Raw genomic sequence first — 24189 nt, forward strand, 5'->3', positions numbered from 1 at the left:
TTGAGCTTTTAACATTTCTTGTTTTGCTCGATAAGTTTTACGTGCTTTGTTAACTAATAAGAAAGAGCCGGCAGCTGCACCAATAACCCCAACTGCTACAACACCACCGATTAACATTTTTCTTTTTTTACTACCCATAATACTCCTAATTTATATATATTATTTATATAGATTATTAGGTATTATTAATAAATAATAAGTAAGATATCATTAAAAAGATATTAACATGCGAAAAAAATGTTTTTTTTTTTTTTGTGCAACCTTTAGCAAGTTTTTTTAATAATATTTTTTGTAGTTTTTAACATTTATTATCAATTTTTATTATAAAGTTCCGCGGTGGGCTTTTTTAATTCCCTTTCATATATTCTTCAGTTAATGAAAAGTTAAAAAACAGTTAGTTTTTAATGATTATATTTTAAGTTTAATATTTGCTGTTTATAGATTTTTACGCAAAATCATCTATAGTTCACCAAAAATATTTTTAAAATAATAAACAATTAAAAATAGAACTTTTTTGTATAAGTTCTATTTTTAATTTTGATTATTTTTAACTATTAGCATTATTTACAGCTTCTTGTCATTGTTGTCTATCTTCATCTCTAATGAAACGTTTTGGCAAACCTGTAAGTGCATCGAGATCTTCTGGTTTAATATCTTTAGTAAAGAAGTCTTTTCATTTACCATTTTCATGTGTTTCAACATTCTTCTTAGCTTTAATTATCGATTCGAATGAATCAATACCAACAGCAAAGTATTCGATAATATCGTATCTATCGTGTTCTGGATAGTTACTTTCGGCCGCTCTATTTACAATTCATGATAATAACTCAATATTAAACATTTGGTTTACTTTTTGTTTAACCATTGGATGATTGTGAGTTAAGATAATTAACTGTTCAGCAATAGCTTTTTTAGCATATAGTGTATTTGCCTTAATAAAGTCACTGCGGTTCCTTCTAATTCTTTCGCCTTCAACTGATCTTTCATTGATATTTAGAACTTGATAAACTTTTTCGATAAACCCGTTGTAATCATAAACTAATTGGGCATTTCTCTTCGTTAAGTAGTAGAAGCTTTGCATTAGTTCTTTTTCAATTTTTTTGGCTTCATCTTCATTTTGCGCTTTACTAATTCTATCTAGAAAGTAATTAATAATGTCATCTGGCACTTCAGTTGAAAAACTTGTGTTAGGAGTTGATCTTTTTCCGAGTGTCGTAACTCTGGCAACAACAGGCTTAGTTCATCTTCTCTTACCCTCGTTTTCAGTTTTATCAGCATCGTAATATTTTGCTACAAAATCATTGTATTCTTTTTCAACTGCTTTTCACTCTTCCAATGAACTAACGGTGTTTTCTTTACGGATTTTTTGTTTTAAGTTAAATCATTTTTCAGGAATTCCTGATGTACCTAAATCATCATCAACACCTTTAAATTGAGTTCCATCTTTTCTTTCTAATTTTTGAATCATTGGTGTTTTAATAAGGCTTTGGTGTGTTCCTGGCTTATCATCAATATTGCCATCATGAGCTTCTTTTTTCAAGTCATTTAATATTGCATCTTCATGTCTTTTAATCTGGGCTTCAATTGTGTTTAATTGTTCTACACTATTAGCGTCACGAATTAATCCTTCTAATCGATCTAAAGCATAATAATTATCATCACCCTTAAGCGCTTTATCGTATCAACGTTTTAATCCACCTCTATCACCTGAAAGATCAAGTTTAAATAATTTCTTTTCTCTTTCAATTAATTTATTTTTTTGTTCAAATAATTGGGCTTCATTTTTGATTTTTGCAACTTGTTCGATTTCAGTAGCAGTTTCAAGTAAATCATTTAATTGCTGTTTTTCAGGATACTTATTATTGATTTTATCGATTTCATTTTTTGCTTCTTCTTTTACTGGGGCCATTGAAAAACCCTTTTCTATTTCTTTTTGTAAATCATCTGCTAAAGCAATAAGTTTATCAATGCTGTCTGCTTCATCCCAACGCATAATAAATTTTCTTTTTTCTTCTTCGTCTTTTACAAGATTAGTTTTGAATTTAATATCTAATATTATCGGACTCATATTTTCAAATTTCTTATTAAGTTCTTCAGATTTGCTCAAATTTTCAGCTGATTTTAATTTATCAAGAAGATTTTTATATGCTTGTGAATTTTTTTTGCTTGGATAATCTAAATCATCTAATTTAGCTTTAGCTGATATTTTTTCTCAACCGAGTTTAGATGTTTTTTCATATTTGGCTTTAATTTGTTCAACTTTCTGCTCAACAACTTTAATTGTATCGCCATTTTGGTAGTTGATTTGATCGACCTCAGCTTTAATTAATGGTTTTTGATCAGAAATTAAGCCTTGACCATTATAAGAATCGATTTTATTTTTAATATCAACTTTGTAGGTATCAATAATTTGATGGTGTAATTCACTCACTTTTGAATTTTGTTCATTTGAAGATGGATAAGTTTGATTTAATCTGCTTGTTAAACCATTTTGTTTATCTTGCGGTAAGCCATTAATCATTTCTTTATATTTTTTAATATCTTCTTTTCATGAAGGCGGAAGAATTCTATTGATTTCATCCACTTCGGTTGCATTATCTAATAAATTAGAAATGATTTTCTTAGGATCTTTTTCATTATTTAAAGCACTAGGATATTCAAGCATAGCTAAATCGTCTTTAGCTCTTTTCATTGCTGTTTTAAGATTATTTAATTTTGCACGCATTGGCTCAATGTCGTTTTCATCTCTAATATCTTTAATAGCATTTAATAAAGTTACTTTCGCTGGCGAACTTTCTGAATAGCCAATTTCATTTAATGTGGCAACTAAAGCCTTTTTGCTATTTGCTAAAGCATTAGCTTTTTCAATATCGGCTTTAAGATTATCTAAAGTTCGACTATCTTGGGCACCATCTAATCTACCTTTAAGTCTGCCAAGCTGTTTTTCATATTTATAGTCATTATTGTCGTAAGAATCTAATGCCGATTTAGTAGCTTCATATTTTTCTGCAAATTTATCAATTTTGTCTGAAACATCATTAATGTTCTTTAAAACATCATTTGCTGTAGGTTCAGTAGCAACCCCTTTTAATTCCATTAATAATTTTGCTCTATTTTTGTCTATACCGATTGTATTAAGCTTATTGTAAGCCTTTAAATATTTAGAATTATCTTTTTCAACATAGTTAATGATTTTAGCCATATCTTCAGGCTTATCATATTTTACTAATTCGTTTGCTAGTGCATCCTTAACTGACTTAGGCATTATGTCTTCATCAATTTGATTTGCTTTCTTTGCAAAATCAATTGCTTTAATATAAAGCGGTACTATTTTATCATTGATATCCTTTAATTCTTGTTCAGATTTTACTGATCTTACTGTATTATTAAGGAATTCGTCAAATGATTTTAAGTTTGCTTTACCATTTTTAGGGTAGTCTAGCGAGCTATTTTTTTCAATATATTTACCACTATTTTCATCATCTGCTCAGAAGCGATCTAATTCTTTTTTAATGCCTGAAATTTTAGATTCAACTTGTTCTGCATCTGCAACATCATTTTTTGTTTCTAATTCTTCTGTTAAGTTTTTTGCAATAAGAATATCTCCGCTAAAAGTAGTTTTTAGCCTGTTAACAATTTCTGTATCTTTTTTAATTAACTCAACAATATTTTGTAAGTCAGCAACTTGAGTGGTTTTATTAACTTTAGTTTTTAATGAATTTTTAAGGTCATCGATTTTATTATTTACTAATGCAATATGTTCTTTTTCTTTTTCAGAAGCATTCTCTTTTTTAACATGTTCTATTTTTTCAATTAATTTATATGCTTCATCATATTTATTGATTTCATTAGTGATGAAATCTTTAATATTTGTATCATCTTTTGAAGCTAAAGATTTAAGTAAATTATTTTTAGCATCACCTTCATCGAAAGTATTAATTGTGCTTGTTGCGCTTTGAAGATCATTTTTTAAATCTTCTAAAGTTTGCTTATATTGTTTAATTGTTTCTTCTGTTGTGCTTTCAGTGATTGAAGAAGCAAACTTAGTTTTTAATTGCTCTTTTGTGGCTTTAGAAATTGCTTCATTTTCACCATTATTAGGATAAGGTAATTCATCAATTAATTTATTTATTAAAAATTTAGTGGTAGCTAATTTTTCGTCCTTTTTTGCCTTCTCTACAGCACTTTTAAGATCATTTGTTTTTTTAGTAATTTCTGCAATAGGATCATTATCTGAAATGGTTTCATTTGTATTAATTGCTTGCTCCAAAGTAGAAATAATTTCTGTATAACTGTCTTTAATATCAGTATTTTTAAGAAAATATAATACACTTTTAGCTACTTTAACTTGTTCATCATGTTCAACTCATGCTTTATCTAATCGTTTTTTAAATTCAGAAATTTCTTCTCTTGCCTTTTCACGAAACGCATCAACTTTAGTTTTTTGTGTTTTTTTAGCTTCTGTATCAGAACCATCAATAATAGTTTGAGTTTCATTAATAAGCGCTTCAGTTTCGGTTTTTAATTTTTTCATTGATTCATCGTTGCTTGTTAATGAATCTTTAATTTTTTTCAAGGCTTCAAGTGATTGATTTAATGATTGTGTTTGTTGTTTAGCAAGATTTTCTTTTGCTTGAGCTAATTTTGTTTTTAGATCATTTAATTTAGATTCAAGATCTGCTTTCGTATTGTTAATTGAAGGTGCTTTATCATCACTAACTTCTGCTAATGCTGTTTTTAAATCAGCTACTAAATCCGGATATTCAGCTTCGTATTTGTTAATGAAATCTTTAACTGAAGGAATTTCTTGTTTGATTTGATCAATAACAGCTTTTTTCTCGTTATTAACGGCTTCATATTTAGTTTTAGCAGATTTTAGTTTTTCTTCAAATTCTTTTATTAATGTGTCTAATTCATCTTTAGAATCGTAGTTATGAATATCATTAGCTTTAGTTACTAATTCTTGAACTTCTTTTTTGTTTGGTTCATATTCATTTTCTGTAGGCATTGATTTTAATGCTTCATTTGCTTGAGTTTTTAATTTGTCTAATTCTTCAAATTTTGTTTTAAATTCATTGTCAATTGCTTCTTTTTTTGTTTCAATTGTTTCTTTAAATGTTTTTAAATCTTGATTAATTTCATTTAATTTTGCATTATCAAATTCATTAAGTTTGTCACTTGTATTTGTTTCAAAATCTTGAATTTTTTTCTCAATATCAGCTATTAAATTTTTATATCTTTCTGCACCTTTACCGATTTGGTTATCATTAATGGCGCTTAATTGTTGTTTTTTATTTTCAATTTCTGTTTTTAAGTTAGTAATTTCATCAATAATTTTTCTTTTTTTCTGAGCTATAGCATCTTCAGCCTTTTTAGCTTCATCACTAAGATTTTTATTTGCTTCAATTATCTTATTATTGTCAATTTGATCTAGTGCTTTTTTAGCTTCATCAATTGCCTTATCTAAATTATTTTTAAGATCTTGATCATAAAGATCTGGATTTTTATTAATTTCTTCTTTAATTTTCTCAGCTTTTTGTACTTCTAAAGAAAGTTTATCAATAAGCTCTTTGGTTTTTTTTGCGTCTTCTAAAGCTTGGTTGGCTTCTTTTTCAAGACCTTTTAATTCATCTACATCAGTTGTGTTTTTTACTTTATCTTCAATTTCTTTAATTTTTTTAGCTAAATCTTCAGCTATTTTGTCATATTTAGGATCTTTTAATTCTTTATTATGATATTCATTAGCTTTATCAATGTTATTTTTGATATTTTGTTGTATACCGTCAGAAGTATTCGATCAAGCATTATTAACTTCATCATAAATTCGAGCTAATTCTTCTTTAGCTCTATTAATTTTTTCCTGTGTAGAAGCTGGATTTTCTAAAACTTCTTTAGCTTTTGTAATTTCATTACCTAGTTTATTTTTCAACTCAAAAGTATCTGGTAAACGATTCAATAATTCCTTTGAAACAACAATTTGATCCGCTAAAACAATTGATTGATTTAATAATTTAATTAATTCTTCAGCTCTTGCTTTAGTTGCTTTTAGATCTCCTTTATTTAAGCTTTCATCATATTGTTTTTTCAATTTATTTTGTTCATCTTTAAAATAGGCAATTTTTTTAGGGGCAATTAGTTTATATTTATCAATGAATTGATTTAATTTCTCATCAAAAACTTGAATTTCTTGTAATGTTTTTTCATTAATTTGATCAGTTTCCACTAATTCATTTTTTAATTCTTTTGTTTTTGATTTTACTTTTTTAGCTGTAGCTAAATAGTTTTCATCTTGTTCATCTACTTCTTTATTAAGAGAATTAACATCATTTGCTATGTCTGTGTAATATTTTTTGTCTAATAATTTAGCATTATTAGCTCAGTCTTTTAATTCTTTTTGAGCTTTTAACATTTCTTGTTTTGCTCGATAAGTTTTACGTGCTTTGTTAACTAATAAGAAAGAGCCGGCAGCTGCACCAATAACCCCAACTGATACAACTCCACCGATTAACATTTTTCTTTTTTTACTACCCATAATACTCCTAATTTATATACATTATTTAATTATTTATATATATTGTTAGCTAATTATTATTAATAAATAAATAAAAAATAATTAAAAATATGTTAATAGACGAAAAAAATTATTTTTTTTATTTTTACGTTACTTTTAGCAAGTTTTTTTATATTATTTTTTGTAGTTTTCACTATTTTTTAATAATTTTTATTATTATGAACTGATTTACAATTTTTTTAAATAAAAATACGCAATTAAGCGTATTTGTTTTTTGCTAGATTGACTATTACACAGTCATTTGAGCAGCAACTTCAGCGGCGAAATCACTCTCAACTTTTTCAATACCTTCTCCAACTAAGTATCTTTGAGCAGCAACTAATGTTAATTTTGCTCTCTTAAGGTATTCTTCAATTGTAACCGATTCGTCAAGCATTAAAGGTTGTTTAACTAAAACAACTTCAGCGATTTTTTTGTTCATATGACCTTCTTTGATCATTTGTTGAACTTTTTCTGGTTTTTTATCAAAGTTGTCTGGAACTTTAAATTCGCTTTCAAAAACAGCTAATTTTTCAGCTGGAATTTCTTCTGGGAAGATGTAATCAGGTTTCATAGCTGCCAAGTGCATTGCAACATTTCTTGCAACCTCAGCGTTTTCACCTTTTACTTTAACAACAGCTGCAATTTGTCCAGTGATATGTGTATAGTGAGCAATGCTTTCGTTTTCGTTTGCAACATAATTTACAAAACGGCGGAATGAAATTTTTTCACCAATTTTAGCGGTTAATGATTCAATAGCCTCAGCCACTGTTTCGCCTGAAGGTAATTTAACTTCTAAAGCTTCTTCGGTTGTTTGTGAATTCGTTTTTAATAAAGCTTCACCAATAAGGTTAACTATTTTTTTGAAATCTTCGTTTTTTGCTACGAAGTCTGTTTCACAGTTAATTTCGAACATAACTGCGTGTTTGCCTTCTGCAAATGTTGCGGTAAGGCCTTCTGCACTAATACGTCCAGCTTTTTTAGCTGCTTTAATTTTTCCGTTTTTCTTTAATCAGCTAATAGCTTTTTCAACGTCTCAGTCACTTTCTTCAAGCGCTTTTTTACAGTCCATCATACCACCATTGGTACGGTCACGCAATTCTTTAATAAGTGCCATTTTATCCATAGTTATTCTCCTTTTTCATTAATTAAGCTTCTTTATTTTCTGAAGTTTGATCTTCAACTTTAGCTCTTGAGTAAACTCTTTTATTTTCGCCTTCAGCTGATCTTTCGCCTCTTGGACGGAAGTTATTTTCAGCTTGAGCTGGTTTTTCGAATTTAGGTAATTCGATTAATTCATCTGCTTTATAGGCAAATTTTTCTTTTCCACCACGACCTACTGCAATAGCATCAGCTAAAATTGTAATGATTAAAGTAATACTTTTAGCAGAGTCATCATTAGCTGGAATACCAAAATCTACTAAATCCGGATCTGTATTTGAGTCAATAATACCGATAACTTTTACACCTTTACGACGAGCTTCTTTAACAGCGATTAAATCAGTGTTTGGGTCAGCGACAATCATGAATGTTGGAATACCCTTCATGTTACGAATACCATCAAGGTTTTTGTGCAATTTATCTAATTCTTTTTGTAAAAGAATTTTTTCTTTTTTAGTTCTACCTTCAAAATTATTTTCAGCTTGTCTTTCTAATTCTTCCATGTAGCTTACACGTTTAAAAATTGTGCTTGAGTTTGTTAATGTACCACCTAATCAACGGTCAGTTACATAAAAACTGTTTGTTCTTAATGCATTATCTTTAATTGTTTCTTTAGCTTGTTTTTTAGTTCCGACAAAAATAAAGCTTGCTCTTGGGTTTTTAGCAACGAATTTTAATAAAATGTTGTAAGCGAATTCAAGTCTTTGAATTGTAGCTTGTGAGTTGATGATGTGAATTCCTCTTTTAGTTTGTGGGTAAAGGAAATCTTTCATTTTTGGGTTTCATTGGCTTTTTTTGTGGCCAAAATATGTACCAGCTTCTAATAATTTTTTTTTAGAAACGATTGATCTTTTAATTTCTTTTTCTTTTGCTTCTTCAGCAGCTTTAACTACTTTTTTTTCTGTATTTTCTACCATAAATATTTTCCTTTCTGAATTGAATTTTTAGTTTGTTAATCGTGGGTTTACTTCGAACATCCAGTATTCTTTCACAGAACACAACCGGATGAATTCATAAACTTGTGTTTCTTCAATTTATGAAGTAAATAAAAATTCTTAAGAATTATATATATTTAAGTAAAAAAAGCAAATAAAATTGATTTTATATATAAAGATAACGAAAAAAAATGAATATCATTATACTGATCTATATATTTGTCGCCAAAACAACTGTGCTACAGCAGTTTTGGGGACAAAAATGTAAATATTACTTTTTTTGCTATCTTACTAAATTTTTTATATTTAAAAAAAACAAAATAATTATTTTATAATTATATAGAAGGAGATATTATGAACAAATCATCACTACAAAAATTAAAACAAGAAAATAATAGAATCTTGCAATTAAACATTGCTTTTTAGTTCTAATATTTTTTTGTTTGTTTTTAATGTAGCTTTAAGTGGAATTAATGCAGATAGAGCCCATGGTTTTGATTCACAATATGTAGCCATGATTATTGATGGAGTATTTTCTATTTTGACTTCATTAGACGCATTTGGTGCTTGAATTGCATTAATTATATTTAAGTTAAGATTTATTCATAGCTTCACCATATTGAAGAATCACTTCTTCCATCGATTTTTTAGCGGTTTCAATAATTGTTTTTGGTTTAAACCTATTTTCATATGTAGCTACTAAAAAAAGAGTTGAATAACAGCAAAAAAGTATATAAAAAAACATTAGCTATTTTTCCTAAAATGACTATTTTATAGAAGTTTTAGCTAAAAAATAAATCCGTAAAGGAGCATTATGGCATTAGACAAGACCTTTAACCCAACAGAATTTGAAAAAGATATTGCTAAAAAGTGACGTAAAAAACGTTTTTTTAGCTTACATGATGAAACCAAAAAACCTTTTACAATATTATTACCTCCGCCAAACGTGACGGGAAAACTACATATTGGGCATGCTTTAAATGTGTACATTCAAGATACAATTATTCGTTATAAAAAATTATCTAATTATGATGTGTTTTTTGTAGCTGGAAGTGATCATGCGGGCATAGCAACCCAAAGTAAGGTTGAAAATCATTTAGTTAACACAATTGGCAAAAATCGTCATGATTTAGGCAGAGAAGAATTTATTAAAAAAGTTTGGGAATGAAAAGAAGAATATGGGTCATTAATTCATAATCAATGAGATGCTTTAGGTTTGGGATTAGATTATGAAAGAGAACGTTTTACTTTAGATGAAAAATCAAATCAAGCTGTAAATAAGGCATTTGTAGATTTTTATAACCGCGGATTAATTTACAAAGGAACAAAAGCAATCAATTATGATCCGATTTTGAAAACAGCAATATCAAACATTGAGGTTATAAACAAACCTACTGAACAGGATATGCTTTATATCAAATATCCTTATGCTGATGAACCAACTAAATATCTGACAATCGCAACTGTAAGACCTGAAACAATGCTTAGTGATGTTGCAATCATTTACAATCCAAATGATAAAAGATACAAGCATTTAGACGGTTTAAAAATTAAGCATCCACTCCTAGGTACAATTATTCCTTTAATCGCAGATGAATATGCAAATATTGATTTCGGGAGCGGTTTAATGAAAGTTTCAGCACATGCTGAAGCAGATGTGGAAATCATTAAAAAACATAATCTTGAATTGCGTGAGACTATTGACACAGATGGCTTAATTAATTGCCCGAATAGTCAATTTCATAGAATGGAAAGGTTTGAAGCTCGCAAAGCCATTACAAAATTTTTAAGCGACAATAATTTTGTTGTAAAAATTACCAAAACCACTTCAAATGTGGGTTATTCGGAACGTTCAAATGCACCAGTTGAAACACTTGTAATGCCTCAATGGTTTGTTAAAATGGATGAACTAGCAAAGTTAATTTTAGATGATTTAGCAAGCATTGAAAGTGTTAAATTTTATCCTAAACGCTTTAAAAATACCTTAAAAACATGGATGGAAAATGTGCACGACTGAACTATTAGCCGCCAGTTATGATGAGGTCACCGTATCCCAGCTTGATATAAAGATAGTGAAATGAAAGTTCAAGAATCTTGTCCAGGAGAAGGCTGAAAACAAGATGAAGACGTTTTAGATACATGATTCAGTAGTGGTTTAGCTCCGTTCTCATTCTTAGGTTGACCGCTAGAAGAAAATAAAAAAATGCTCCAAAGATACTTCCCTACTAGCACTTTAGTAACAGGATACGATATCATTTTCTTTTGAGTTGCCCGTATGTATTTCTTTTCAAAAGCTTTTATGAAATCTAAACCTTTTAATGATGTCATTTTAACTGGTTTAGTACGTGATAGTCAAGGTAGAAAAATGTCTAAGTCGCTAAATAACGGTATTGATCCTATTGATTTAATTAACAAATATGGGTCAGATGCTTTAAGATGATTTTTAATAACTAATACATCACACGGATTAGATATTCGCTTTAATGAACAAAAAATTGAAGCGGCTTGAGGACTTGGCAATAAATTATGAAATATCGCTAGATTTATTGAATCACTCCCAAATGATAATAACTCTAAATTGTCAATTTATGATAAGTGAATAAATAATCAGTTAAATAAGCTTCAACTTAAAATTTCTAAAGCATTTAATCGCTATGAATTCACTATCATGGGCAGAGAATTGATGCAATTTATATATACAGATTTTTCTAGTTGATATGTTGAGTTCTTAAAGCTCTCGCCAAACAAAGAACAAGCCTTGTTAATGTTTAAAAAATTACTTCAAATAATGCATCCATTTATGCCTTTTGTAACTGATTATTTACACCAAAAAATCTATAGTACTGAGGTTTTAGACACAATATTTGAAGAAGTAAAAATTAGTAGAGCAAAAAGTATTGATGATGTTAATTCACTTATTAAAATCATCCAAATTTTAAGAAAACACCGTGAAGAAAGACAAATTAGTAAAAAAGAAGTAATTTACTATTCAACAAATTACAATCTAAATTCTTTAATGGTTGAAGTAATTAAAAAGTTAGCTAATGCAGAATTAAAAAATAATGAAGATGTACTTTATATAAGCGACAAAATTAGTGTTTTTGTTGCCCAAAGTGAAGAAGAAAAAGAAAAATTAGTTCAAGAAATTAAAGATCATTTAACTTATTTAGAAAGCGAAATTAATCGTGCTCAAAATATGCTAAATAATCCATCATTTGTTGCCAAAGCGCCTGTGGCTAAGGTAAATTTGGAACAAGAAAAACTAAAGAAACTTCTTGCTGAATACGAACAGTATAAGGAGAAAATCAAATAATGCTAATATTAAATGGTAACGTTGTTGCGGAAAAAATAACCGCTGAGCTAAAAAAAGAATTTGCTTTCCTTACTAAGGAATTAAGGCGCAAGCCTAATTTCGCAATACTCCAAGTTGGCGATAATCCAGCCAGCAATAAATATATCCAATATAAAATGGCCAAAGCTACTGATTTAGGGATAAATGTAACGCTTCATAAATATCCTGAAACGGTAAGTCAAAAATTTTTACTTAAGAAACTTGACATTATAAATGAAGAAGCTGATGGAATTATTGTTCAGCTTCCTTTGCCTGAAACTATAGCAAAACAGGTAATTTTAGATGCAGTACGTCATGATAAAGATATCGATGGATTAAGCACAAGAAATGCCTTTAATTTTTATAATGATACTGAAGAGTTTCAATTTACACCGGCAACAGCTCAAGCCATAATGTATTTATTTGAGCACTATAACATCGATTTAAAAGATAAAAAAGTAGGTGTTGTAGGTCCTTCTCACCTTGTTGGTAAACCAGTTACACACCTCATTAAACGCCACACTGACTTAGTTTCTACTTATAATAAAAATTCTGGAATTCGGGGCATTGAAAATGCTGATGTTGTGGTTGTTGCTACTGGTGTAATGCATCTTATAAGCAAAAGTGACCTTAAAGAAGGTGCTGTAGCAATCGATGTAGGAAGCACATGAATTGAAAAAGATGGTAAAAAAGTTTCTCGCGGAGACATTAATCCTGAAGGTTTAGAAAAACATCTTTCTGCATTTGCTCCAGTTCCTGGTGGAGTTGGTCCTTTAACGGTTGTAGCCTTAATGCAAAACTTAGCAAAAGCAATTAGACACAATAACAAAATTTAACAAAAAACTAGCTTGAGGCTAGTTTTTTGTGTCCAAAAAGACAATATCACAGTTATTTTAGAAAAAAAATTATGTTTTAAAATTCTCAAACAACAATATTATTTATCTCTAAAATTAACATCTAAATAGTTTATACTAATATATAATTATAAATATTATATCTAAGGAGGATTTATCAGTGTTTACTAGCAAAATTGAAGAACAAATTAAGAATTTAAAACAAAAAATAAAGATCGCTATTGTGGACGGCGACGATGAAAGAGCAATTGAAGCGACAAAAAAATTACAAAAATTTAACCAGCTTGAAATTACTTTAATAACTAAAAAAAATCTACCAGATGTTGACTTCGCAAAAGTAATTAACATCAATGAGGCAACAGAATTAAGAGATAAATTTGCCCAAAAATATTTTGAAATTCGTGAAGCAAAAGAAAAAGCTAAGGGCAAAGAAAATAAAGATACATTAGAAGTTTGTCAAAAATTAATGTCTTCTAGACCATTTTTAGCAATGATGCTTTTAAAAGAAAATATGGTAGATGGTGTTGTTGGTGGTTTACTTTATTCTACCGCGGACATTCTAAGGGCTGCTTTTAAAGTTATTGGGCCTAAAAAAGGTACTAAAACAATTAGCTCAGTAATGATTATGCATAAAGAAAATAATGTACTATTCTTTAGTGATATCTCGGTGAATCCAAAACCAGATATGCCAGCTTTAGTTGATATCGCTACTAATGCCGCTGAATTTGTTAAAGGTTTTAATATTGATCCAAAATTAGCATTTTTATCATTTTCAACAAATTACTCTGCTAAGACACCGGAAACTGAATTAGTTCATGAGGCCACAAGATTATTTAATGAAAAGCATAACACAATCAAAGCCATCGGAGAAGTACAGGTTGATGCAGCCTTAGATCTTAAAACACGTCAAAGCAAATATGGTTCATTAGTTTTTGATGAGCCAGCAAACACTTTAATATTTCCTGATTTATCAGCTGGAAATATTGGTTACAAATTAGTTCAAAGACTAGGAAATTATGGAGCAATTGGCCCAATCATTGTCGGTAGTGCTAAACCAGTTAATGATTTATCAAGGGGCGCACTTGTTGAAGATGTTTATTACACAGTTTTAATCACAGCAATTCAAAGTTTAGGAGAAAAATAATGCAAGAAAAAGTTTTAGTTATTAATGCCGGTAGTTCATCAATTAAATGACAATTATTCACTAAAGATAATTTAGAAGTTTTAGCTTCAGGTTTGGCTGAAAGAATTGGACTTGAAATGGGGGCATTAACCATTAAGAAAAATGACCAAAAAGGCTATACAGAAGTGAAAATGGTTGATCATTCAGAAGCTGTAAAAGAAGTTTTAAAACAAATGGAACAATTCAATGTGATTGAAAACATTTTGGAAATCAGCATCATAGGTTTTAGAGTCGTTCATGGTATGACATACTTTAATAAAACCAGCAAAATTAATGAAGAAGTTCTAGCTGTTATAGATAAGTGTTCTGAATATGCACCACTACATAACCCAGGTGCGATTATGGCTATTAAAGCATTTCAAAAAGTGATGCCTCATGCTAAATTAGCAGCTGAATTTGATACTGCATTCCATACCACCATTCCAGATGTTAATGCAATCTACGCTATACCATATGAATTAAGTGAAAAATATGCAATCCGTCGTTATGGTTTCCACGGTATTTCACATCAATATATCACAATGAAAATTGAAGAATTATTAAATAAAGAAAAAGTAAATATTGTTAATATGCATATTGGTAATGGTGCTTCAATTTGCGCTATTAAAGATTCTAAATCTATCGATACTTCGATGGGCTTAACTCCTTTAGCAGGAATTATGATGGGAACAAGAAGCGGAGATGTTGACCCCGCATTACCTGCATTTTTATGCGAAAAATTAAATTTAGACATTAAAGAAGTAACAAAATTATTAAACCAAAAAAGCGGTATGCTAGGTGTTTCAGGAATATCAAGCGACACAAGAGATATTGAAAAAGGTATGGCTGAAAATAATAAAAGAGCTTTATTTGCACACGATTTATATGTTCAAAAAATTGTTGATTATGTGGCTAATTACGCTAACAAAATCGGCCCAAAAATTGATGCATTAGTTTTCACCGCTGGTGTTGGCGAAAATTCGCCAATTTTACGCCGAGATGTTATTAGTAGATTAACATTTGCAAATATTAAAATAGATGAAAAAATAAATGAAGAAAAAATCGGTTCATATCAATTAATTTCTACACCTGATAGTGCAATTAAGGTTTATGTAATTCGTACAAATGAAGAATTAATGATAGCAAAACATGCTGTTCAACTATTTGATAATTAAAGTTAAGTTTACCTAAAAATACTGTAGTACTATGAAAAAAGCAATTTACGCGGGATCATTTGACCCAATTCATGACGGTCATATTTCAGTTATTAAAAAAGCTTTAAAGCTCTTTGATTTTCTATATGTCATCGTTTCTTTTAATCCTGATAAAGACAATAGTTCTAATATAGTTAAGAGATTTGATCATGTAAAGACTATATTGTCTAATATTTCGCCAAATATTGAAGTTCTTATTAATAAAGATGCTTTTATTGCAGATATTGCAAGAGAAAAAAAAGTGAATTTTTTAGTTAGATCAGCTAGAAATGATACAGATTATAATTTAGAAGTTGACATGGCAGCGGGAAATAAGCTTATTAATAATGACTTGGAAACAGTTTTAATTATTCCTGATTATTCTATGCTTGGTGTTTCTTCGACTTTGGAACGGCACAAATCAAAATTGCAGAAGGAAAAAAATGTTTAAGTTTTATACTTCGGTTGCTTCAAATGATAAATTCATATTTGTCCAAAATCATCCAATCATAGTATTTTGGGGAAGATCAAATGTTGGTAAATCATCTCTTATTAATGCTTTATGCGATCTGAAAATTTCTCGTACATCCAAAACACCTGGCAGAACGCAATTAATTAATTACTTTGTGGATGAAAATGAAATATTTTTAGTTGATTTACCAGGATATGGCTATGCTAAAATGCCTGTAGAACAGTTAAAAAAGATGAATAATCTCGTTAATGATTTCTTTAAAATTGAAAGAAGTCAGAAAATTGTGTTTTTACTTATCGACTCTCGTCTAGGCATTGGTAAGTTAGATCATGAAAAATTGATATTTCTATCGAGAATAAAAGTCCCAACTGTTTTGATTTATACGAAAGTAGATAAATTAAATCAAAAAGATAAATCAGCATTAATAAAAAAACATCAAAGCTTTATAAATGAAAATTACAATTATCACATTATCAACACCTTTTTTGTTTCGAGTTTAAAAAATAATAATATCCATGTTTTAGCTAATTATTTAAATGAAATAATAGATAATTAAATAAGGAGTAAAAATGAAAAGAAAAGCTAAATTAGCATTAAGTTTAGGATTATCTGTGGCTTTTGTTACCGGTATTTCAATTGCCGCTGTGAAGATTGTTGATTCAACTAAAAAGATTGGTCGCGAAACATTAATCAATAACTATGAATTTTCTACTACAGATAAGCTAGATAAAACTAAATATTACGCCTCTGAATTTGTTTCGGCTAATTATGGAATGAGTCGTTGATCTGCATATTCTCAACCATCACTACAATATACAGGTGAAGGAAAAGAGTTTTGGCCAGATCAATTAGAAATTTCGACTAAAAAGCGCGGAAAATCCGAATCAGGCAAAGAATTACCAGAAGGCACAATTAAAAAACAACGCGACCAATACTTTACTCTTTTAGCTAAAAATGGTTCTCCAATTAATGTCTTAAAAATAGATCAAGGTTATAACGTTTTTTACCGATCATACGCAAATGATATTGATGGCACTTTATATTTCGTTTTAGCCCTTGAAGATAAAAAAGATCTTGAAAAAAGCAAAAAAAATTCAACAAATTTTGATAGCATTGATGATGAGAGAATTTCAAAATGAGTTAAAAAAGTCTATAAAATAGATGGTTTTAGAAAATTCAATCAAGAAACACATGCGTTAAATGATAATGGTTCACCGCGTGTTGGATCTTTTGATATTAAACCTTCATCATCACTAATTAATAAATTTGCTAACACTAGTGATGCAAACCATTTTGCATCAGCTCAAGCTTTTATTGATACTTTGCCAACCAGCGAGATAAAAATTGATGAAAATAAACCAGCTGAACAACTAAAAAATGACAAAGAGAAACTTAAGCAAGAAAACGAAAAAATTACTAAGTATATTTCATTACCTTATTCAAACACTTTTGGAAACACAAAATTTGAAATTGATCGTGAAAAGCCACTTTGAATAACTAAAGACGATAAAAATTCAAACAGATTTAAACTTAATTTTTATGTAAAAACCTATGTAGATGCGGCTTCTGAAGTGGCCAAGAATCAAGAAGAAAAAAATCCTCTTGAAAGAATTAAAAAAATACCTTTAAATTTTGTTAATTCACAGGATGTTATTATTGATTATTTCGACTTAAAAGCAGTTAGTGAAGACATAATTATTAAGGTTAAGCATAAAGGCGAAAATAACGATAAAAAATTAAGCGACTTCAACCAAAAAAGTTTAAATTATGTTTCTAGCGGTGAAAAAGTAACAATTAGCGAAATTGAATTGGGTTTAAAAGATAATAGCCAATATGATTCAAGTAAATATGAATTTTACTTCTATAAAGGAGAATTTACAGGCAGTGATGGTAAGACGATTAAAACAATCGATCAATATCCATCTAACAAAATTCAAGAAGCAAATTCAGATAAAATTTCATTTGTTATTTTAATTAAGCATAAACATCGTGAAAATGGAACAATGTCTTATATTTATGCAAAAGAGTTTGATACATTTAAAGTACCCGATCCAGCAAATAATAATTAATGTGGTATATGCCACATTTTTATTTTTTTAAGCTTATACAAAAAATATCTAATAATGTATTATAATAATAATGATTAATTATTTTAAATATGTTTGTTGCTAAAAATACTGTAGCACAGTCATATTGGTTAAAAGGAAATAAAATGAGTACACAAGTAAAAGCAAAATTAAAACCAACTAAATTGGTTGCGACTATCGGACCTTCAAGCGATAACTATGCAACATTAAAGAAAATGATTTTAAATGGGGTAACCTGCATTAGAGCTAACTTTTCACATGGCTCTTATGAAGAACATACGAAAAAATATGATTTAGCTAGACAAATTTCAAGCGAGTTACAAATTCCAATTTCATTAATGCTTGATACAAAAGGACCAGAAATTAGAATCGGTAAAATGACTGATGGTGCACAAGTTATTAAAGCAAATACCAAAATAACAATTTATTGTGAAAAAAGCAAATATGACAAATTTTTAGGCACAAGCACAGAATTAACAGTGCCTTATGATATGTCAAAAGACCTAAAAAAAGGTGACCAAGTTTTAATTGATGATGGTAAGCTTATAACCAATGTTATAGATGTGCAACCTAAAAAAGTCATTGTTAAAGCAGTAAATACTCACAAAGTAAAAACAAACAAGAGAATTAATTTACCAGGCGTAGAGTTTTCACTACCATTTTTAAGCAAAAAAGATAAAGAAGATGTGCTTTATGGAATTAAAATTGGTGTCGATTATATTGCAGCAAGCTTTGTTAATAGCGCATCTGATGTAAAAGAATTGAGAAAAATACTAGACAATAATGGTGGATCACACATTCAAATTATTTCAAAAATTGAAAGCGAACTAGGCGTTAAAAATATGGAAGAAATTATTGATGAAAGTGATGGAATCATGATCGCTAGAGGTGATCTAGGTCTTGAAGTTCCATACTATGAAGTGCCTATCTATCAAAATGATTTAATTCAATTATGTAACAGTGTAGGTAAACCAGTAATTGTTGCTACCCAAATGTTAGATTCAATGGAAAATAGCCCTTCTCCAACAAGGGCTGAAGTAACTGATGTTTATGAAGCTATTTACAAAGGCGCCGATTCTACTATGCTTTCAGGCGAAAGTGCAAATGGAACTTACCCTGTTGAAGCTGTTAAAACAATGGCAACAATTGCTGCTTCAGCTTTTGAACAAAGTGAAAAAAATTCTACCTATGCTGACAGATTATGCGATGTAGCTTTAGAAAACATTTACAATGGCTCAAGTGATGTTTCTGATGCTGCTTACAATGCAACTTACAGAACTTTAACTGATGATATTAAGCTAATTGTTCCAATTTGTGAAGATGAATTTTTACTACATGAACTATACTTCTCTAAAGCAAAACATGGTATATTAATTGCTCCAATATTTAAAGATGAAAATCTTGTTAATAAATACGGTATTTATCGTTCAGTTTGACCAGTATACCAAAGTAAATTAGCTTATGAAGATTATAAAAAAGACTCTAATTCTATCATTAATTATCTTAATAATTATAGTCTTAAAAAAGGCGATAAAATTATGGTTGTCACTGAATATGAAACAGAAATCATTGTTATTAGATAATAAAAAGTCCAAACGGACTTTTTATTTTGTTCCTAATTATGCTGTGCTACCAATAAAATAGTAAAAAAGGAATTATAATTATTTGTTTTTATTTGCAAAATATTCTTCAAAATATTTTTGCCCTAGATCAATAGTATAAAGATCTCATGCTTCTGCACCATATTCCTCATTATTTCCAGCAGTTAGTTTAATCTTACCTTTATAATAATTCACATTATAGTAAACAATATTTGTTAAACGTATTTCGTTAGTTTTTTGATTTTTGAAGGTTTTAATTGGGTCATCACCATTGGTTATATATAATCCAACTACGTTTTTTTCTTCATCAAAATCAGCACCCCAAACATTGATAATGTGACCGCTTCTTGGTGTTCCGTTACTATGTGAAATACCGATAGGATTTTTATTTTTAATTGCTTTTATTATAGTATCTGAAAATTGTTTTTTTTCTGTTTCATCACGTACAGATGTGATTTTAGTTAAAATATTATCTTTAAAAACATCTCTGAAAAAACCGCTTTGATTTTGGTCTGGTTGATAATTTTCCTTATAGTTTTGACCACCAAATTTATCTTTGCCAGGATTATATGGAAAGCCATTTACGTAGTGGTCAAAAAGTTTATTAGGGTTAACAAATGTGTTAGAGTAGCGATATTTAAAGAAGTCGAAAAACTTAGAACGTCAAACTTTATGGCCAACTATTTTATTAGGATCTAAATAAATTTCTCTTAATTCGCGTAAATTAAATGTTTTAGCATTTGCGCCCGATCCTATAGTAAAATCGCCTTTTTGTGCATCCTCTAAATATTTATCCACATATTTTTGATTCTGTTTTAATCAATAGTGTAATCAGTTAGCAGCAGTAATTGCAGCACATAAAAAGTTATCTTTGGAGTCAAATTCTTTATTCGTATCAAATCATCAATCTGTTAGTTCTTGATCTTTTGAGTAACGATAACCTTCATCGGGGTCTTCAGGGTCATAATAGAATGCATCAGCATCGAGATTTACACCATCTAAAAATAATGAATATCTTGACTTAGTTTTATCCTTTAACAATGCTGGATGACTATTTCAAAATTCATCTTCGCTTGGATGATGCGGAATTTCTTTGGCTTTTTCTAACTTAGTTCAAGGGATAACTTTTTTAGCTTTATCTAACTTAGTTCAAGGGATAACTTTTTTAGCTTTTTCTGTATCAATCTTAGTTCAAGGGATAACTTTTTTAGCTTTTTCTAACTTAGTTCAAGGTATCGAATGCGGTTTTTTATTATCTAAATCATTTTTTGAAGCACAACTGATAACTGTTAAAAATGATGTAATTGAAGCAATTGATAAAGCTAATTTGATTTTTTTCATAATAGTTCCCTTAATTTGAACTTATTTTATATAAAAATAAGTGAAATTAAAGATACAAAATAATTTTTTTTATAATATCATTTTTTATCCAAAACCAGAGTAGCACAGTATTTTTAGATAAAATAATAAAGCAGTCTGAAACAAAATAAATAATTTATAATTAAATTATGAATAATGATAATTTCACCCAGAAAATAAAATTAGAAATTCTTAAACATAAGAAAAATAAAGTTGAAGCTCTTGAATTTGTCAAGGGATTTTTACATGCTAAAATAATTATCACTAATAATGATAAATATTTTTTAATGCGTAAAAGCCCGATTTTAAACCAAGTTTTAGAAACTTTTAAGCAAGCAGGTGTGAAATTAATGAAAAAAGGGTCGAAATATTTTATAGATAATGATTTAGATTTTAAAAGCACTTTTATTAGTCCATCACATTTTTTTGGAGGTGCTTTTGTTGCTGGTGGCATTGTTAATAACCTATCAAAAAGTTCTTACTATTTACATTTATCGGCTAAACATGAAGAATTTGTTGATGTTTTTTTAAATAAGCTCAATAATTATGATTTTAATTTTAAAAAGATTAAACACCAAAACCTTTTTAAAATTTATGTTAAAAAGCATGAAAAAGTCGCTGACTTTTTCAAAGCAATTTTAGTTACAAATATCTTGTTTGAATTTGAAGATCATATTATTGAACGCGATTATATTAATTCAATTAATCGCATTAATAATATTGATATTTCAAATGATAAAAAAGTTTTATTAGCTAATCGATTAACACTAGAAAAAATCAAATTTATTGAAGAAAATAATTTAACAAAATATTTCAAATCAAATGCATTAGCCTTCTTTGAAATATTAAAAAAATATCCAGAAGAAAATTTGACTAATTTAGCTGTAATACTAGCTAATGAGAAACAAATTAATGTGACAAAAAGCGGCTTAAACCATTGAAGAATCAAGCTCAAAAATATTATTACAAAACACCAAAAAAATCAAGAATAAGGAATAAAATGCACTATTTAATTTATGGTAATGAAAATTATTTTATTAAGCAATCTTTAAAAGAAATTAAACAAAAATACGCTTCATATGAACCAGTAATTTTTGTTTATGATGATTTTTTTGAGCATGAAAAATTAATTCAATCTTTTGAAAATAACCTATTGTTCTCAGAAGAAAAAATCATTATTATTTATAATTGCTTTTACCTTGAAAAAGCAATAGCTAAAGCTGAAAATTCTAAAGCTAAAGAATTGGCTAATTTAATTAAAAATACTGCACATATCGTTGTATTTATTAATGAAAAAATTGAACAACGCAAAAATATTGCTGATAATACTTTCACAAGAGAAATTAAACTTAATGATGCAACTAAATTTACAATTTTTGAAGCTCAAAACATTAAAGGAATACAGCTTGACAGAGCTATTAATGAAATTGTGAAGCACAAAGGCGCAACAATTGATGCTTCAGCTTCAAGTTTATTAATTACAAAAATTGGTTCAAATCTCGAACTAATTGAGCAAGAAATTGATAAATTAATATACTATAATAAAACAATAACTTATGATGCTGTTCAAAATTTAGTTATGGATATGGTTGAAGATAATGCTTTTGCATTTGTTAATAGCTTCGAAAATTATGATTTTTCAAACATTTGACGCAAATATAAAGCCAAAGTTCATGATGGCGTCGCCATAGCAGTATTAATTATGCAAATTTCGCAACTTTTTATTATTGCTAAACAAATCCATGATTTTAAAGAAGCTAATATTTCAATCGATAAGTATGCGGCCACGATGAAAATAAATTTTTATCGAGCCCAAAAAATCAATAATATTTTACAAATTTATGGCATTAAAAGGGTAAATGAAATTATTAAAGCTTTAGCACAATTAGATATGGACTATAAAAACGGCAAAGTTGACGAAAAAGTAGGATTTGAAAGATTTTTGATTAAATTCTTTTTATAAAGGCAAATTAAAATTATTTTGTTAAAATAATTACGCACTGGCTAACAGCTGCCTTAGGGTAGAGGAAAGTCCACGCTAGCACTTTCTGCAATGAAAGTAGTGTTCATGCTGAGTCCAATAAACTCAGGCTTAGACGACTAGTGCCACAGAGACGAGAGTAGTGAAACGCGGTAAACTCCATGAGCTAGAAACCCAAATTTTGGTAGGGGAATCATCAGCGAAGAACGATAATTAATTCAATGATGGAATTAGCTTAATGCTAATTAGATAAATTGTTAGCGCCCAAACGGGAACAAAACGTGGCTTATAGGTGTAATGTAGGAGTAATCCTGCATTTTATTTTGGCTTTATAAATATAATAATATAAAATATATTAATTAAATATCAAGGAGATAATATGGCATTAAAAGCAGGAATTGTTGGTTTACCAAATGTTGGCAAAAGTAGTTTATTTTATGCTTTAACTAAGTATGAAGTTGAAGCAAGCAACTATGCATTTACCACAATTGAGCCTAACATTTCATCGGTGGCCTTGCGTGATAAAAGGTTATATGAATTAGCAAAATTAGTTAAACCTCAAAAAGTTGTACCTGCAACTTTTGACTTTGTTGACATTGCCGGCTTAGTCAAAGGTGCTTCAAAAGGCGAAGGATTAGGTAATAAATTTTTAGCTAATATTCGCGAAGTTAACGCGATTATTCACGTAGTTCGCTGCTTTGAAGACAAAAACATTATGCACGTAGCCAATGAAGTTAACCCTGCTAATGACGTCGAAGTTATCAATAGTGAATTAATGTTGGCTGACTTAGAGACAATTAATAATGTGATAAATAGAATTGCAAAAAAAGCTAAAAGTGGCTCAACTGAGGCATTAAGTGAATATAATCTAGCTTTAAAAATTAGAGATTTATTAGAAAATTCTCAACCAGCCAGAATCTTAGATGATGAATTAAATGATGATGAAAAACGTTTCATGGCTTCATGGCATTTATTATCTGCCAAACCAGTTTTATATGTCGCTAATATGTCTCTAGATGAAATTTTTGATTATCAAAATGCACCTTTATTTAATCAACTACAGACAAAATTGGCAAATGAAAAAGCGAATATTTTACCAATTTGTGTGCAACTAGAAGTTGAATTAGCAACTATTGAAGAAACTGAAGCAAAGCAATGATTAAGTTCATACAATATTGAGCAAAATGGCCTTGATTTATTAGTTCAAGAGGCATTTTCTTTACTAGGTTTAGCAACTTATTTTACTGCTGGCGAAGTTGAAGTTCGGGCATGAGTTTACAAACAAGGAATGCTTGCTCCCGCTTGCGCTGGAATTATCCATAGTGACTTTGAAAATAAATTCATTAAAGCAGATATAATTTCTTATGATGATTTTATACATTATGGATCAGAAACGTTAGTAAAAAGCGCTGGTAAAATTCGCTCAGAAGGCAAAAAATATGTTATGAAAGACGGTGACATTTGCCACTTCAAATTTAACCGTTAAACCTATAATACAGCATT

At 29.0% G+C, this 24189-nt stretch carries 16 protein-coding genes and 1 other RNA gene; 12 read left to right on the forward strand and 5 right to left on the reverse strand.

What is annotated here, in order from left to right; all coding sequences use genetic code 4:
- Window positions 1-547: 547 nt before the first annotated feature.
- From T385_RS0103125 to T385_RS0103140, 4 genes are all read right to left on the reverse strand, one after another.
- On the reverse strand, window positions 548-6532 hold the full coding sequence (locus T385_RS0103125) for a hypothetical protein (protein WP_029906475.1): 5985 nt from the start codon (window positions 6530-6532) through the stop codon (window positions 548-550).
- Between the two features lie 268 nt (window positions 6533-6800).
- Window positions 6801-7676 (reverse strand): translation elongation factor Ts, encoded by an 876-nt coding sequence (tsf, locus tag T385_RS0103130; RefSeq protein WP_029906477.1) that lies wholly within the window; start codon window positions 7674-7676, stop codon window positions 6801-6803.
- Window positions 7677-7698: 22 nt separating this feature from the next.
- Complete coding sequence (gene rpsB, locus T385_RS0103135) at window positions 7699-8628, reverse strand: 30S ribosomal protein S2 (RefSeq protein WP_029906479.1); 930 nt, start codon at window positions 8626-8628, stop codon at window positions 7699-7701.
- Between the two features lie 426 nt (window positions 8629-9054).
- Complete coding sequence (locus tag T385_RS0103140; RefSeq protein WP_156953961.1) at window positions 9055-9336, reverse strand: hypothetical protein; 282 nt, start codon at window positions 9334-9336, stop codon at window positions 9055-9057.
- Window positions 9337-9460: 124 nt separating this feature from the next.
- Here T385_RS0103140 and T385_RS0103150 point away from each other — a divergent pair, with 124 nt between their 5' ends.
- The 8 genes from T385_RS0103150 (at window position 9461) to pyk (ending at window position 19328) form a co-directional block, all read left to right on the forward strand.
- A complete protein-coding gene (locus T385_RS0103150) occupies window positions 9461-11959 on the forward strand; it encodes a valine--tRNA ligase (protein WP_029906483.1) in 2499 nt (832 codons plus the stop codon).
- On the forward strand, window positions 11959-12813 hold the full coding sequence (locus T385_RS0103155; RefSeq protein ID WP_029906485.1) for a bifunctional 5,10-methylenetetrahydrofolate dehydrogenase/5,10-methenyltetrahydrofolate cyclohydrolase: 855 nt from the start codon (window positions 11959-11961) through the stop codon (window positions 12811-12813). Before T385_RS0103150 ends, T385_RS0103155 begins: the two co-directional genes overlap by 1 nt.
- 178 nt (window positions 12814-12991) lie before the next feature.
- Entirely contained in the window at window positions 12992-13975 is a 984-nt protein-coding gene (locus tag T385_RS0103160; RefSeq protein ID WP_029906487.1) for a phosphotransacetylase, read from the forward strand.
- Window positions 13975-15168 (forward strand): acetate/propionate family kinase, encoded by a 1194-nt coding sequence (locus T385_RS0103165; protein WP_029906489.1) that lies wholly within the window; start codon window positions 13975-13977, stop codon window positions 15166-15168. The genes T385_RS0103160 and T385_RS0103165 overlap by 1 nt, the downstream gene beginning before the upstream one ends.
- A gap of 31 nt (window positions 15169-15199) precedes the next feature.
- Window positions 15200-15637, forward strand: coding sequence for a pantetheine-phosphate adenylyltransferase (gene coaD / locus T385_RS0103170; RefSeq protein ID WP_029906491.1), 438 nt, complete (start codon window positions 15200-15202; stop codon window positions 15635-15637).
- The gene (gene yihA, locus T385_RS0103175; protein ID WP_029906493.1) at window positions 15630-16214 is read left to right on the forward strand and encodes a ribosome biogenesis GTP-binding protein YihA/YsxC; all 585 of its coding nucleotides are present in this window, start codon (window positions 15630-15632) and stop codon (window positions 16212-16214) included. The genes coaD and yihA overlap by 8 nt, the downstream gene beginning before the upstream one ends.
- A 13-nt stretch (window positions 16215-16227) precedes the next feature.
- Complete coding sequence (locus T385_RS0103180; RefSeq protein WP_029906495.1) at window positions 16228-17727, forward strand: MAG1430 family protein; 1500 nt, start codon at window positions 16228-16230, stop codon at window positions 17725-17727.
- Window positions 17728-17870: 143 nt separating this feature from the next.
- On the forward strand, window positions 17871-19328 hold the full coding sequence (gene pyk / locus T385_RS0103185) for a pyruvate kinase (RefSeq protein ID WP_029906497.1): 1458 nt from the start codon (window positions 17871-17873) through the stop codon (window positions 19326-19328).
- Window positions 19329-19406: 78 nt separating this feature from the next.
- Here pyk and T385_RS0103190 read toward each other — a convergent pair whose 3' ends face one another.
- Window positions 19407-20687: an IdeS/Mac family cysteine endopeptidase gene (locus tag T385_RS0103190; RefSeq protein WP_029906499.1), complete on the reverse strand. Its 1281-nt coding sequence runs from the start codon at window positions 20685-20687 to the stop codon at window positions 19407-19409.
- 167 nt (window positions 20688-20854) lie between these two features.
- Here T385_RS0103190 and whiA point away from each other — a divergent pair, with 167 nt between their 5' ends.
- From whiA to ychF, 4 genes are all read left to right on the forward strand, one after another.
- Window positions 20855-21697 carry a DNA-binding protein WhiA gene (gene whiA, locus T385_RS0103195; RefSeq protein WP_029906502.1) on the forward strand — a complete coding sequence of 281 codons (843 nt, stop codon included), beginning with the start codon at window positions 20855-20857 and terminating at the stop codon, window positions 21695-21697.
- 8 nt (window positions 21698-21705) lie between these two features.
- Window positions 21706-22668 carry a DNA polymerase III subunit delta gene (gene holA, locus T385_RS0103200; protein WP_029906503.1) on the forward strand — a complete coding sequence of 321 codons (963 nt, stop codon included), beginning with the start codon at window positions 21706-21708 and terminating at the stop codon, window positions 22666-22668.
- 33 nt (window positions 22669-22701) lie between these two features.
- Window positions 22702-22980: RNase P RNA component class B (rnpB, locus tag T385_RS03650), an RNA gene on the forward strand.
- 85 nt (window positions 22981-23065) lie between these two features.
- Window positions 23066-24172 (forward strand): redox-regulated ATPase YchF, encoded by a 1107-nt coding sequence (gene ychF / locus T385_RS0103205; RefSeq protein WP_029906505.1) that lies wholly within the window; start codon window positions 23066-23068, stop codon window positions 24170-24172.
- Window positions 24173-24189 lie beyond the last annotated feature (17 nt).

This window comes from Mycoplasmopsis opalescens ATCC 27921, from assembly GCF_000712185.1.
In the GTDB taxonomy this organism is placed as follows: Bacteria; Bacillota_I; Bacilli_A; order Mycoplasmatales; family Metamycoplasmataceae; genus Mycoplasmopsis; species Mycoplasmopsis opalescens.